At 74.7% G+C, this 13,066-nt stretch carries 11 protein-coding genes; 3 read left to right on the plus strand and 8 right to left on the minus strand.

Annotated features, from left to right (window positions below; translation table 11 throughout):
* Positions 1 to 152: 152 nt before the first annotated feature.
* The 8 genes from ACZ4S3_RS04935 to ACZ4S3_RS04970 form a co-directional block, all read right to left on the minus strand.
* Positions 153 to 452: a GNAT family N-acetyltransferase gene (locus tag ACZ4S3_RS04935; RefSeq protein ID WP_467925748.1), complete on the minus strand. Its 300-nt coding sequence runs from the start codon at positions 450 to 452 to the stop codon at positions 153 to 155.
* Positions 453 to 962: 510 nt separating this feature from the next.
* Positions 963 to 2,063 carry a PDR/VanB family oxidoreductase gene (locus ACZ4S3_RS04940; protein ID WP_467925752.1) on the minus strand — a complete coding sequence of 367 codons (1,101 nt, stop codon included), beginning with the start codon at positions 2,061 to 2,063 and terminating at the stop codon, positions 963 to 965.
* A 1-nt stretch (position 2,064) separates the two neighbouring features.
* Positions 2,065 to 2,979, minus strand: a complete 915-nt coding sequence (locus ACZ4S3_RS04945) for a metal-dependent hydrolase (protein ID WP_467925756.1) — start codon at positions 2,977 to 2,979, stop codon at positions 2,065 to 2,067.
* Positions 2,980 to 3,060: 81 nt separating this feature from the next.
* The gene (locus ACZ4S3_RS04950; RefSeq protein WP_467925759.1) at positions 3,061 to 5,022 is read right to left on the minus strand and encodes a hypothetical protein; all 1,962 of its coding nucleotides are present in this window, start codon (positions 5,020 to 5,022) and stop codon (positions 3,061 to 3,063) included.
* Positions 5,023 to 5,105: 83 nt separating this feature from the next.
* Positions 5,106 to 5,333, minus strand: a complete 228-nt coding sequence (locus ACZ4S3_RS04955; protein WP_467925761.1) for a DUF397 domain-containing protein — start codon at positions 5,331 to 5,333, stop codon at positions 5,106 to 5,108.
* A 48-nt stretch (positions 5,334 to 5,381) separates the two neighbouring features.
* Positions 5,382 to 8,516: an alpha-N-acetylglucosaminidase gene (locus ACZ4S3_RS04960; RefSeq protein WP_467925762.1), complete on the minus strand. Its 3,135-nt coding sequence runs from the start codon at positions 8,514 to 8,516 to the stop codon at positions 5,382 to 5,384.
* Positions 8,517 to 8,576: 60 nt separating this feature from the next.
* Positions 8,577 to 9,224: a LuxR C-terminal-related transcriptional regulator gene (locus ACZ4S3_RS04965; RefSeq protein WP_467925765.1), complete on the minus strand. Its 648-nt coding sequence runs from the start codon at positions 9,222 to 9,224 to the stop codon at positions 8,577 to 8,579.
* Positions 9,215 to 10,480 (minus strand): sensor histidine kinase, encoded by a 1,266-nt coding sequence (locus ACZ4S3_RS04970; RefSeq protein WP_467925767.1) that lies wholly within the window; start codon positions 10,478 to 10,480, stop codon positions 9,215 to 9,217. Before ACZ4S3_RS04970 ends, ACZ4S3_RS04965 begins: the two co-directional genes overlap by 10 nt.
* Before the next feature lie 133 nt (positions 10,481 to 10,613).
* Between ACZ4S3_RS04970 and ACZ4S3_RS04975 the strand changes: the two genes are divergently transcribed.
* The 3 genes from ACZ4S3_RS04975 to ACZ4S3_RS04985 are packed head-to-tail and all read left to right on the plus strand — an operon-like array spanning position 10,614 to position 13,031.
* Positions 10,614 to 11,426, plus strand: a complete 813-nt coding sequence (locus ACZ4S3_RS04975; protein WP_467925770.1) for a GNAT family N-acetyltransferase — start codon at positions 10,614 to 10,616, stop codon at positions 11,424 to 11,426.
* Entirely contained in the window at positions 11,423 to 12,388 is a 966-nt protein-coding gene (locus ACZ4S3_RS04980) for a lysophospholipid acyltransferase family protein (protein ID WP_467925775.1), read from the plus strand. Before ACZ4S3_RS04975 ends, ACZ4S3_RS04980 begins: the two co-directional genes overlap by 4 nt.
* On the plus strand, positions 12,381 to 13,031 hold the full coding sequence (locus ACZ4S3_RS04985; RefSeq protein ID WP_467925778.1) for a DedA family protein: 651 nt from the start codon (positions 12,381 to 12,383) through the stop codon (positions 13,029 to 13,031). The genes ACZ4S3_RS04980 and ACZ4S3_RS04985 overlap by 8 nt, the downstream gene beginning before the upstream one ends.
* Positions 13,032 to 13,066: the final 35 nt, after the last annotated feature.

Genomic DNA, 13,066 nt, shown 5'->3' on the forward strand with positions numbered 1-13,066 from the left:
GAATGGGAAACATGCGACATGTCACCAGGCGGGGACGCCACGGCCCCGCCCACCCGCACCCTCGTGCCCCGGTGCCGCTGCATGTGGTGGGCCGGGCACATCGCCGACCAGGGCCACCGGGGCCGAGCTCCTGTCCGCCCCGAAGAAACCGGCTAGAAGTCCGCCGCGACCAACCGCCGCTCGAGCAGGGTGACGGCGTACCTGCTGCCCTCCGTACCCTCCTTGAACGGCTGCTCCCCGACGACGGTGTACCCCGCGCTCTCGTAATACCTACGAAGCCGAGGATTGCTCGCCACGCAGTCCAGCCGGCACCATTCCCTGCCGACCTCCGCGATCCGCCACTCGGCCTGCCCCAGCATTGCCCGCCCGGTCCCGACCGGGGCGTGAGCACGGTCCACCATCAGCCGGTGCACATACCCGGCGACCGGCGGCTGCTCGCCCCACGCGGGCACGTCCGGCCACCAAAGAGGGGCCGGTGGGGGCGTGTGTTTCGGGTCAGCTGCACCTCTGATCCACAGCGTGCGGCTGACCGCTTACGTGCATGCCCACCGGCCTTTCTTTTTCCCACCCTCCACGGGGAGGGGGCGGGCCGTAGCGGCGGAGCCGTGTAGGTCCGGTCCCGCTGCCGAACAGCCCCGCGCAGCGGCACCGCCCGCCGCAGGCGCCACGGCGAACAACCCCCACGGCGGGACGGCCGACAACGTGGGAGGGCTGCCAAGCGCAGCGGAGGGGCCGCAGGCGCAACGGCGACAAACCCCCACGGCGGGACGGCCGACAACGTGGGAGGGCTGCCAAGCGCAGCGGACGGGCGCAGCGGCACCGCCCGCCGCAGGCGCAACGGCGAGAGGTGGCGCGGCGCCGCAGCCGACAGCGTGGGGCCCCGGCAAAGCGCAGCGGACGGGCCGCAGGCGCAACGGCGAAACACCACCACGGCGGGACAGACAAAAACGTGGGGCAGACACTCAGAGGTCGAGGACGAGTCGTCCGCCCTCCCGCGTCCGTGAGACGCAGATCAGTAGCGAGTCATCGCGTTCCGCGTCCGTGAGCAGTTCGTCGCGGTGCTCCACCTCGCCCGCCAGCACCCGCTGTTGGCAGGTGCCGCAGAAGCCCTGTTCGCAGGAGTACGGGAGGTCCGGCAGCGCCTGGTCGCGGATCGCCCGCAGCACGCTGGTGTCGGCGGGCACGGTGACCGTACGGCCGGTGCGGCGCAGTTCCACCTCGAACGGTGCGTTTTCGCCGGCCGGTGCGGGGGCGGCGGGCGTGAAGCGTTCGGTGTGCAGGGCCGCTCCCTCGGTGACGGCAGGCAGCAGGGCCGCGACCGCGTCCATCAGGGGCTCGGGCCCGCAGCAGTAGACGGCGGCGTGCGGCGGCGCGTCGGCGAGGGCGGCCGCCAGGTCGGGCCGTCCGTTCTCGTCCTCCGCGACCACGGTCACCCGGTCCGCCCCGGCCCCCGCCAGCTTCTCGATCTCCTCCAGGAACGGCATCGAGGCCCGCGACCGCCCGGCGTACAGCAGCCGCCACGCCACGCCCTCCCGCTCGGCCTGCCGCACCATCGGCAGCATCGGGGTGATGCCGATACCGCCCGCGATGAAGACATAGGCGTGGCACTCCTCGAGGCGGAAGCGGTTGCGCGGGCCGCGGACCTCCACGGCCGTCCCTTCGTGCAGCTGCTCGTGGACCTCGCGCGAGCCGCCGCGGCCGTCCTCGATCAGCCGGGTGGCGATGGTGTAGGAGCCGGGCGTCGCGGGATCCCCGCAGAGCGAATACTGGCGGACCGTTCCCGACGGCAGCACGAGGTCGATGTGTGCCCCGGGCTCCCAGGCCGGGAGGTCGTCGCCTTCCAGGCGCAGCCGTACCACGCCCTCGGCCTCCTCCGTGCGTTCCACGACCGTCAACTGCCGTGCAGTGACACGTGACTTACGGCCTTGGCCCGAGACGGGGGTTTCGAGGGCGGGCATCGGCCAGAGGGGGGACTCCTTGATGCGGCGGCGCAGCGCCCGCCGGGCGACCAGCGCGGCCGCGGCCACCACGACGACGGTACGGATACGGGGGCTACGGGGCATCTCAGGCACCTCCGGCCGTACGGGCCTCGGCCGCGGTCGCGGCGGGGGATCCGGCGAGATAGGCGACGGCCTGCTCGGTGCTGCCGTGCTGGGAGGGGTGGTAGGTGCGGCTCAGATACTGCGGGATGGAGCGGGCCATGGCCCCGGCGGTCGGCAGCACGCCCTGTCGTCCGGCGCGGAAGAACTCCCGGAAGCCGGCCTTGCCGTCGATCAGGGTGGGGTCGTTCTCCATGAAGAAGCGGGTGCCTCTCTGCCAGAGAAACACCAGCGCGGTGAATGCGGTTGCCCACGTCCGCACCCGCCGCCGGTAGCCGCCGTCCAGATGGACGAAGAGGTCGAAGGCCACCGACCGGTGCTCGACCTCCTCCGCGCCGTGCCAGCGCAGCAGATCGAGCATCGTCGGATCGGCGCCCCTGGCGTCCAGCGCATCGGCGTTGAGCACCCAGTCGCCCAGGAAGGCGGTGTAGTGCTCGATCGCGGCGATGGTGGCGACCCGTTCCAGCAGCCACCACTTACGGGCCCGGCCCGGCGGCAGCGTCCGGTCGCCGAGCAGCTTCTCGAAGAGCCAGTCGACCTGCGCGGTGTACGGGGTGGGGTCCAGGCCCTGCGCCTTGAGGTGCGGCAGGACGTCGTCGTGCGCCTGGGAGTGCATCGCCTCCTGGCCGATGAACCCGATCACGTCCTCGCGCAGCCGGGGATCGCGGATATACGGCAGCACCTGCTTGTAGACGTGCACGAACCAGCGTTCGCCGGCGGGCAGGAGGAGGTGCAGGACGTTGATGGTGTGGGCGGTGGAGGGGTCGCCGGGTATCCAGTGCAGAGGGGTGTCCGCCCAGTCGAAGGCGACGTTGCGGGCTTTCAGCGGGATGTGCTCGGACGCGACCGGCTGGGGCCGCAGCGAGGCCGTATTAGACATGGCGTCAATGTACTGACGAGTAAGGAACGTCGGTACCCCTCGGACACGCCTTTTCGCCGAGGGGTACCGACCGTGCAGGCCTCAGCGCAGCGCCTGCACCGTGCCCCCGTCCGCCAGTCGCCCTGCCAGATCCGCCCGTGCGCCAGCCGTCGTCTTCACCGCCATCAGCCGCCCGGCCGCCCGGTCGTGCACGCCGCCGGCGGCGGTGACGGACGTGACCTCTTTGCTGCCCGCGGCCAGCAGCCACCACTGGCCGCTCGTGGCCTTCCACAGCACCCCGGCCAGCACCCGCGGCGCCCGCGGCCCGCAGCCCGTACCGCCCTCGGCGCGGGCCGCCACCGCTCCCGGCGCGTACGGCTGCCCGCTCGGCGCCGGGGCCAGGAACTGCGCCAGCGTCCGGCTGCCCGGTCCGCGCCAGGTCTCCGCCCGGGTGCACACCCACGCCGCGCTGCCCGCGCCCCCGGGCAGCGGCTGCCGTGCGAACTCCCACGAATTCACGCTCCGTACGCCCTGCCCGCGCACCGCCGCCAGGGAGCAGCCGCCGCGCGCCCATGCCGTACGGGCCTGCGGGGTGCTCACCTCGCCCGGCTTGCGCGGGGTGCCGTACGTCAGCCGGGCCGGGGTCAGCTCGCCCAGGTCGGTCAGCAGATGGCCGCCCATCCGCAGCGCGGGCCAGGTGGTGCACTTCCGGTCGGGTCGGGGGGACGGCACGGGGGCGGTGAGGCCGCTCGCGCCGATGGCCGTCTTCTGCCCCGCCGCATTCGGTGTGAGCAGGTCGACCAACTGCGCGGACGTCACCCAAGGGGCCGTCAGATAGCGGACGTTGCCCTCCGTACGGCCCACCACCAGGGCGGCCGCCGAGGCCGCGTCCGCGCCCTCCGTGCGGGCGAAGTCGAGCGCCGCGCCGGTGCCGTCGCCCTGGCCCGCGCCGTCCGCCGCCTCGGCGTAGCGCACCACCCGCAGCCCGTCGTGGAAGAGCACCACCACGGAGTGGTCGACGACGCCCGCGAACAGCAGCTGCGGCGGCCCGGCCGCGGGCCCCGTCGGGGTGCCCGGGGTCGCCGAGACGTGCACCCCGGCCCCGGGCCTGGCCCACACCGCCAGCGCCCGGCGCAGCAGCGCCCGGTCGCCGGTGCGGTCGCCGCGGGCGGGCCACGCCGAGAAGTCCTGGCGCGCCGCGCTCTGCCAGGCGGTCGCGGAGGCCACCGTCAACTTGCCGGGATCCAGGGCCGCTTCGGCGGCGGCGTTCGGTGCGTACGGGGGAGCGGCGGCGCCGTCCGGGCCCCAGCCGTCACCGGGCAGCCCCAGCAGCGCCCCGCACACCACCACCGCCGCGCCCGCCGCGAGCACCGCCCGCAGGTGCTGGCGCCGCCGGATCAGATCCGTCGGCCGGGCCTGCAGCGCGCACGGGTCGAACTCCACCGACTCCAGCAGCGACCGGTCCCGGCTGCCCGCCGGGACCGCGGCCTCATCGGCCTCGTCCAGCGCTTCCTGGGCGTCGGCCACCCCGGCGGCCTCCAGGACCCGGGCCGCCTCCGGCGCGGTCAGACCCTCCAGATCGCGCAGGACGAAGGACGCCCGGCCGGGCCCGGACAGCGCCGACAGCGCCTGGTCCAGGGCGAGTTCATCGGCGCCGCCGGAGCGCGGGAAGAGCCGCAGGCCCCAGACCTGGGGGAACAGCGGCAGCTGCCGCCACCGGGACCGTGCGGCGGCGAGCGCGGACCTGAGCACGCGCTGCCGCAGGAAGACGTAACCGGGATCGGTGGCCGCGCCGGTGTCGCCGCGCGGGGCGGGCAGATCGAGGCCGCGGGTGGACGTGCGCCCGCGCGGCAGAGCCCGCTGTACCACCGCATGGGCGGTCAGCACCCGCCGCCCGCGGCCGGCGCCGGGCGGCAGGACGAGATACGCCAGCCGTACCAGCCGGGGGTAGTGCTCGACCAGCGCCGCCTCGGCCTCGTCGACGTCGATGACCTCGCCGACGTCGGCGAAATCGCCGGAGGAGGTGCGGTCCGGACGCGGGGATGTCGCCTGCTGCTGCTCCACGTTCGGTGAAACGAGTGAATCCTGTGATGGTCACCCGCGGGCCGCGTGCTCGCCCTCACGGGTGACCGGACCGCCGGGCGGCGTCACGCCAGGTCGAACTCGCCGTCCCGCGCGCCGAGCACAAAGGCCCGCCACTCCGCCTCGGTGTAGCGCAGGACCACGTCGGGATCCGTGGAATTGCGCATCGCCACCGCGCCGCGCTCCAGGAAGGCGATCTCGACGGCCTCCTCGGCGTCACCGGGCGGGCGCTGCCAGACGGCGTCGGAGATGTCGAGGCCGTAGAGCCACTCCTTGTCAGCTGCGGTACCCATGCCGTTGTCCCCTCGCTCGTGATCCGTTCCGGCCAGCGTACGCGGTGGTCAGGCGACCCTCCAGCGGCTGAATTCCGCCGTCCCGCGGTCCCCGGTACCCGAGTTGGCGGCGCACTGGTGCAGACCGGCGTCCTGTGCGGCGGCGGCTCCGGGCACGGTGACGGTGGCGATCTCGCGCCAGGTGGCGCCGTCGTCGGTGGAGCAGGCACCGGTGTACGTACCCGAGCGCCCGCCGTCGGGCCCGCGGGTCAGGCGCAGCCGGACCGGGGCGGCGATGCCGGTCAGGCGCCGGTAGGTGTCCAGGGTGCCGTCGCCGGTGGAGTCCCAGGAGAGCACGACCCCGTTGGCGGGCGTCACGGAGAGGTTCAGGAAGCCGGGGGAGGCGGGGTTGGACAGGCGGTTGCGGACGATGAGGCCCGCGCGGGCCCAGGGGCCGGTGGGGTCCTGGCGGGTCACTTCCACCGTCAGCTCTGTGCCCGCCCGGAGCGCGCCCGCCCGGTAGACGGCGCCGAACTCCGCCGTCCCCTTCCACAGGTCGGACCCCGCCCCGTTGATCGCGAAACGGCCGTCCAACTGGCCGAAAACCGCCGCATTGGTGGTGACGGTCCCGAGGCCGTCGTCCAGTGGGCCGGCCACGAAGAGGGTGCCGGGACGGGCCGCGCGGACCCGCGGCTCGCCCCTGGGCCCGTACTCGACCGTGAGGCCGTACGGCAGCGGGCGCAGCGGATCCCGCGGCGGCCCGGCGGGGGCGGCCACCCGCCAGCGGGCCTCTCCGGTGCCGCCGGGCGGGACGGAGGGGAGGGAGACGGGCCCGTCGGCGGTGGCCTCCAGGCCGGACAGGGCGAAGTCGATACGGCCGGTGGCGCGCAGGCCGTTGACGTTGCGCAGGGCCGCGGTGACCGTGGCGTGGCCGCCCGGCGGCATCGTGTGCGGGTCCGCGGTGACCGTGACGGTGCCCTGGTAGGGGGCGGCGGCGAGGGTGCTGTGGACGCGGCGCGCGGTGCGGTAGGGGTTGGCGGTGGGGCGCAGCGGGTAGTCGTTGCGCCGGTGGGTCCAGGGCTCCTCCATGGCATACCAGTCGAAGGGCTTCGGCGCCCTGTCGGCCGCCAGCGCGTCCTCCAGTTCGCCCAGGTACGCCTGCCACTGCGGGAGATGGACATCGCCGATCAGGCCGTGCCAGTCGCGGTTGGCGTAGTTGGCGAGCGCGCCGCCGTCGGCGGTGGGCCGGTCCGCCCAGGTGGTGATCAGCGCGCGGGCGCTGTGTTCCAGCCGCGCCTCCTCCGCGCCGCCGGACGCCATCGCCCTGGCGTCCGCCAGCCACGGCCCGAGCAGGAACTGCCGGTGCGCGCCCGTGACCTCCTCGCTCAGCCGCATCAGATCCAGCCACAGCCGTGCCAGCGCGCGGAACGTCGGCCGGTCCTTGCTCCGGTAGGCGTCCTGGAGCTGCCCGATCAGCTGCCAGGAACGGTTGGCGAGGGCCTGCCGGGCGGCGTCGGTCAGATCGTGGCGGTAGGCGTCGCTCTCGCGCAGCGCCGGGCGGACCTTCAGCAGCGCGGCGAACGCGGCGTCGAAGGCGGCCGGGTCGAAGGCGGGGGTGTGGGTGGCGTAGACCGTGCCGGAGCGGGCGGCGAGGCTGGGGCGGGCGGCGAAGACCGAGTCGTGCGGGCGGCCGTCCTTGCTGTCGATCGCGTACGCGCTGGTGCACAGCGCGGCGAACGCGGCGCGGGCGTGGTCGTCGCGGGCGCCGTAGCGGAAGTCGGCGTACCGCTCGAACCACGCGGTGCGGTCCACCGGGCGCTCCCGCCAGGCCAGTTCGCTGAACAGCTCGAAGGCGGCGGGGTCGCGTTCGGCGGCCTCCGGCATGTAGGCGGTGCCGGCGAGCCGGCTGCCTCCCTTGTCGCGCCATACGGTGAAACGCTGCGCCCACATATGGGTCTTGGCGCCGATGGTGGTCCGGCCGCCGAAGTTGGGGATGGTGCCGAAGGCGTACGGCACCCCGCCCCAGTCCCGCTCCCGGTCGGTGACCTTGTCGAGATCGCTGAGGCCGTCCACGATCAGCATCCGGTCGTGGTCGACGGCGTCCAGCAGATCGCGCCGCGGGTTCTCCTGCCAGCCGAGAATGACCCAGACCGCGCCGGGGCGGGCGGTGCGCAGCGCCTTCTCCACGGCGCGGGCGGCGTCCGGGACCGGTACGTCGCCCGGGTCGCCGCCCTCGTGCAGCAGATCCATCTTGAAGTGGCCGGCGGGGCCGAGGAGCTGGTGCTGATGGCGGTAGAAGGCGGCGGCGACCTCCGCGAAGACCTCGGTCCGCGGGTCGAGCCAGTCCGGGCGCCGCAGGCCCGACCACGTGCCCTGGGGGACGGTCCTGGCCCCGGGGTTGCGGGCGGCGAAGCCCTCCGGGACGGTGCCGAAGTAGCCGGGCAGGACGGGATGCATGCCCAGGGAGCGCAGCCGGTCGGCGATCCGGCGGCCCAACTCGGCCCGTTTGGCGAGCAGTTCGGGGCTGATGGGGCCGCCGTACCCGCTCATGTTCTGCAGCAGCCACCACGGCTGGTGCGAAGGCGCCGGGAGCCAGCTGCGGGCCTCGGCGTCGGAGTAGCCGAAACCGGTCAGCATCCGGTGGTAGACGGCCTCGGCGCCGGGCGTGACCAGCACCTCGTTCACGCCGTGCAGCGCGAGGACGTCGATCAGCCGCTCCCAGCGCGCCCAGCCGGCGTACGGGGCGGTGTAGCCGTCGTGGGTGTCGTTGAGGGCGAAGCGGTGTGGCAGAGAGGTGGTGCGCTCGAGCGGCGCGGCGGGGGCGGGCAGCCGGTCGGGCAGGGCCGGCTGGTCGCCGGCCCAGGAGAGGTGGGCCCCGCAGGTGTACTTCAGATACCAGTGGACACCGGTCAGGAGCGTGGCGGGGGTGGTGCCCGCGACCGTGATCCGGCCCCTGGTGCCCTCGACCCGGAAGCGGTCGGTGCTCTCGTCCGCGGCGAGCCGTACGAGGTGGAACTGGTCGGCGTGGCCGGGCAGCAGCCGCTGGAGGGCCGCCCGCGCCGGGGCGGTGTCGAACGCGGCCGCCCGCTCCGGCCGGGGGGCCAGGGGCGCGGAGGCGGTGGCGGGGGCCGCGGCGCCGAACGCCGCCCTCGCGCCGATCGCTCCGGCGGTTCCCAACAGCGCGCGTCGTGACGGTTGGCTCACGTGTGCCCCCACTGCTCGGCAGTTACAACGGACCCGTGCGTGGGGCACGCTAACGGTCGGTCAGCCGTGGTCCAAGTAGGCCAGGACCGCCAGGACGCGTCGGTTGTCGTCGTCCGACGGCGGCAGCTGCAGCTTGCCGAAGATGTTGGAGGTGTGTTTGGCGATCGCCCGCTCGGTGATGACCAGCGCCTTCGCGATGGCCGCGTTCGAGCGGCCCTCGGCCATCAGCTCCATCACTTCCACCTCGCGCGGCGTGAGCCTCGCTACCGGCCCCGTCCGCGAACGCCGCGCCAGCAGCTGCGAGATGACCTGCGGATCCATCGCCGTACCGCCGCCCGCCACCCGGCGCACCGCGTCGATGAACTGCTCGGCGTCGAACACCCGGTCCTTGAGCAGATAGCCCACCCCGCCGCTGCCGTCGGCCAGCAGCTCGCGCGCGTACAGCTGCTCCACATGCTGGGAGAGCACCAGCACGGGCAGGGCGGGCCGGGCGCGCCGGGCCGCAAGGGCGCACTGCAGCCCCTCGTCCGTGAACGACGGCGGCAGCCGCACATCGACCACCGCCACATCCGGCTCCAGTTCCGCCAGCGCCCGCGCCAGCTCGGGCCCGCTCTCCACCGCCGCGACGATCTCGAAGTCGTAGGCCTCCAGCATCCGGGTCAGCCCGTCGCGCAGCAGGAAGAGGTCTTCGGCGAGCACTACGCGCACGGAATCTCCATCGTGACCAGGGTCGGGCCGCCGGCGGGGGAGCTGACGGCGAGGGTGCCGTCGAATGTACCGAGCCGGCGTTCGATGCCGCGCAGCCCGGAGCTCCCCGGCGCCGCATCGCCCCGGGGCAGCGCGGCGCCGCCCCGCCCGTTGTCCGTGACCGCGATGCGCAGCCTGCCCCCGGTGTCCGCGATGTCCACCCGTATGCGGTCCGCGCCCGAGTGCTTCGCGGCGTTCGTCAGCACCTCGCTCACCGCGAAGTACGCGGCCGACTCCACCGGCGCCCCCACCCGCCGCTCCAGCGCCACGCTCACCTCGACCGGCAGCTCCATCCGCAGCGCCAGCGCCCGTACGGCATCGCCCAGACCGCGCTCGGCCAGCACCGGCGGATGGATGCCCCGGACCAGGTCCCGCAGCTCGGCCAGCGCCTCGGCCGACGACTGCCGGGCCCGGCCCAGCATTTCCTTGGCCCGCGCCGGATCCTTCTCCACCAGGGCCTCGATCGCGCCCAGGCTCATGCCCATCGCCACCAGCCGGGCCTGCGCCCCGTCGTGCAGATCGCGCTCGATCCGCCGCAGTTCGGCCGCCGAGGCGTCCGCCGCGTCATGCCGGGTCTCGGTCAGCCGAGCCACCCGCGCCGCCAGATCGGCCCTTGCCGGCGTCAGGAACACCGCCGCGAGCTGGAAATGGGCCCGCAGCAGCGCCGGACCTGCCCACGCGGCGAGCGCCAGCAGAGCCAGGCCCAGCGGCGGCGACGCGAACAGCAGCACCGGCCGGTCGGTGGTCAGCGGGCCGAACCCCAGCGCCTGGGTGCCCAGGCCCGTCACCCACTGGAAGAGCGGCAGCAGGACGAACGCCAGGCCGTAGGCGACCAGCGAGGGCGGCAGCAGCGCCAGCGCGCACCCTGCCGTCGCATCCACCGCGAGCCACAGCAGCTCACGCCAGGTCGCCGGGTCCCGCAGCAGCACCGCGCAGCGCCGTGCCCGGCCGGCCGGGCCGCGGCCCAGCCCCGGCGGAAAAGGGCGGTACGCCGCGGGGATGCGCAGCCCGGCGAGGTCCTGCCCCCACACCCGGCGCCGCTGGGCGAACGTCCGGGCCGCCGCGACCACGAGCGGAGTGGTCAGCACCCCCACCCCGATCACCATCAGCACCATGGACACCACGGTCAGCACGAACAGCACGACCGAACCCACCTCGGCGACCAGCGCGAGCCCCAGTCCCCGGGCCGCGGCGACCAGTGTTCTGCGGACCCTCATCCGTACGCTCCCTGGGCTTCACGCGCCCGGCTGTCGGGCACGGGAACAGTCTCCCGCGTAGAGAAGGCCAGGTCATTGGGGTACGCACCACCATCTCGGTGGTGTACCCACCACCACCTCGAGGAGGCCTGTCATGCGTATGGCGCCCCCCGCGTCCGCCGCCACCCCGACCCCCGCCACACCCGCCTCTCCCACCCCGGCCGCAGCTCCCGTCACCGACCCGGCCGCCGCCCCCGGCTACACCGCCGTGATCGCCGACACCCAGGAGCAGATCCGCGCCGCCCAACGCCTGCGCCACCAGGTCTTCGGCGAGGAGATGGGCGCCACCCTGCACTCCCCGCTGGCCGGTCACGACATCGACGCCGTCGACGATGTCGCCGACCACCTGGTCGTCACGCACACCGCGACCGGCGAAGTGGTCGGCACCTACCGGCTGCTGCCGCCCGACCGCAGCCCCCGGCTCTACTCCGACGGCGAGTTCGACCTCACCGCGCTGGACGCGCTGCGCCCCTCCCTCATCGAGGCGGGCCGCTCCTGCGTCCACCCCGGCCACCGGGGCGGCGCGGTGATCAACCAGATGTGGGCCGCCCTCGCCCGCTACACCCTGCTCTCCGGCCACCGCTATCTCGCCGGCTGCGCCTCCGTCCCGCTCGCCGACGGCGGCACCGCGGCCGCCCACGCCCAGGAACTGGGGCGCACCCGCTACGCCGCCCCGCCCGAGCTCCAGGTCACCCCGCACCACCCCTGGCACCCCACCGTCCCCGCCCCCGACCGCCCCAGCGCCGCCCAGCTCCCCCCGCTGCTCCGCGGCTATCTGCGCATCGGCGCCGTCATCTGCGGCGCGCCCGCCCACGACCCCGAGTTCGATGTCGCCGACTTCTTCGTCGTCCTGGACATGGAACGCCTCGGCGACCGCTACCGGCGCTTCTTCCTGGGGGAGCGGTGACCCGGGCAGCGGTGAACGCGCCGGCGGTCAACGGGCGGGCGGTGTACGGCCCTTGGGACGTCTGGTCCGACTGCACCCCGGACTGCGCCACACACGTCCTGCCCCGGGTACCGGCCACCCGGACCGCCCGGCGCCTGACCGCGTTCGCGCATGCGGTGCGCCGCGCCCTGACGGACGGCGAGCGGATGGCCGACCCGGTACGGCTGCGCACCCACGCCCGTGCGCTGATCGCCGCGCTCGGGATACGCCTGGAAGGGACCGGCTGCACGGACGCCACGGGCTCTCCGGACGCCACGGGCCGCACGGCCGTGGGGGAGCGTCTCACCGTGCCCGGCCCCGCCGGCGGCCCCGGCACCCTCATCGTCGTCAACCACATCTCCTGGCTCGACATCCCCGCGCTGCTCGCCGTCGAACCGGTCACCCTGCTCGCCAAGCGCGAGGTCGGCGGCTGGCCGGTCGTCGGCGGCCTCGCCCGGCGCGCCGGTACGCACTTCATCGACCGCACCAGCCCCCGCCAACTCCCGCACACCATCAGCGAATTGACCGAACTCCTCGCCTCCGGTCGGTCGGTCGCGGTCTTCCCCCAGGCCACCACCTGGTGCACCATCGGCCACGGCACCTTCCGCCGGGCCACCTTCCAGGCCGCCCTGGACGCGGGCGCCCCGGTCCGGCCGGTGACGGTCGGCTACACCCAGGGCGGCCACCCCAGCACGGTGGCCGCGTTCTGCGGCGAGGACACCTTCGCCGCCTCGCTGCGGCGGGTGCTCGCGGCCCGCGCGCTGGCCATCCGGGTCACGGCTCATCCGGCGCCGGCGGGAGAGGGGCTCGGCCGGCGGGAGCTGGCGGCCCTGGCGGAGCGGGCCGTACTGGGCGGGCGGGTGCGGACCGGATCCGTCGAGGGTGTGCCCGCCGTGCCCGCCCCGCGGCCGGCCCCGAAGCCGGCGGCCCGGCACCATGTTTGACCAGCTGGACCAGCTCACCGAGCCGCTCCGGGACATGCTGGGCTCGCCCTGGCTGTGGCTGGTCGTCCTGCTGGTGTCCGGCCTCGATGCGCTGCTGCCGTTCATGCCGAGCGAGACCACCGTGGTGCTCGTCGCCGTGCTGATCGGCCCCCGGCCGCCGCTGCTCGCGCTGCTGGCCGCCGTCGCGGCGGCCGGCGCGCTGGCGGGCGACTGCCTCGGCTACGCCGTCGGCCGCTACGCCGGCCCGCGCGCCACCGCCTGGCTGCTGCGCGGCGAACGCGGCCGGGCCCGGATGCGGCGGGCCCGCACCACGGTCGAACGCCATGCCGCCACGCTCGTCATCGCCGGCCGCTTCCTGCCCGGCGGGCGGGTGGTCGCCGGTCTCTCCACCGGCAGCGTCCGCTTCCCGCTGCGCCGCTTCGTCCTGCTGGACGCGGTGGGTGCGACCCTCTGGGCGCTGTTCAGCACGGCCGTCGGTGGGCTGGGCGGCGCGGCGCTCACCGACTCCCCGGTGAAGGGGCTGCTGATGGCGACGGGAATGGGGCTGCTGGTGGCGGGGGGTGTGGCGTATCTGCGTCGGCGGGGCGGGGGCGCGGCTCCCGTCCGGCCGGGCCCGTGCCGGGGAGTACGGGACGGGGCCTGAACCGCGTCCCGGTCCGCCCCGCCCCGTCTGCGCAC

This window comes from Streptomyces sp. NPDC028368 (assembly GCF_055565615.1).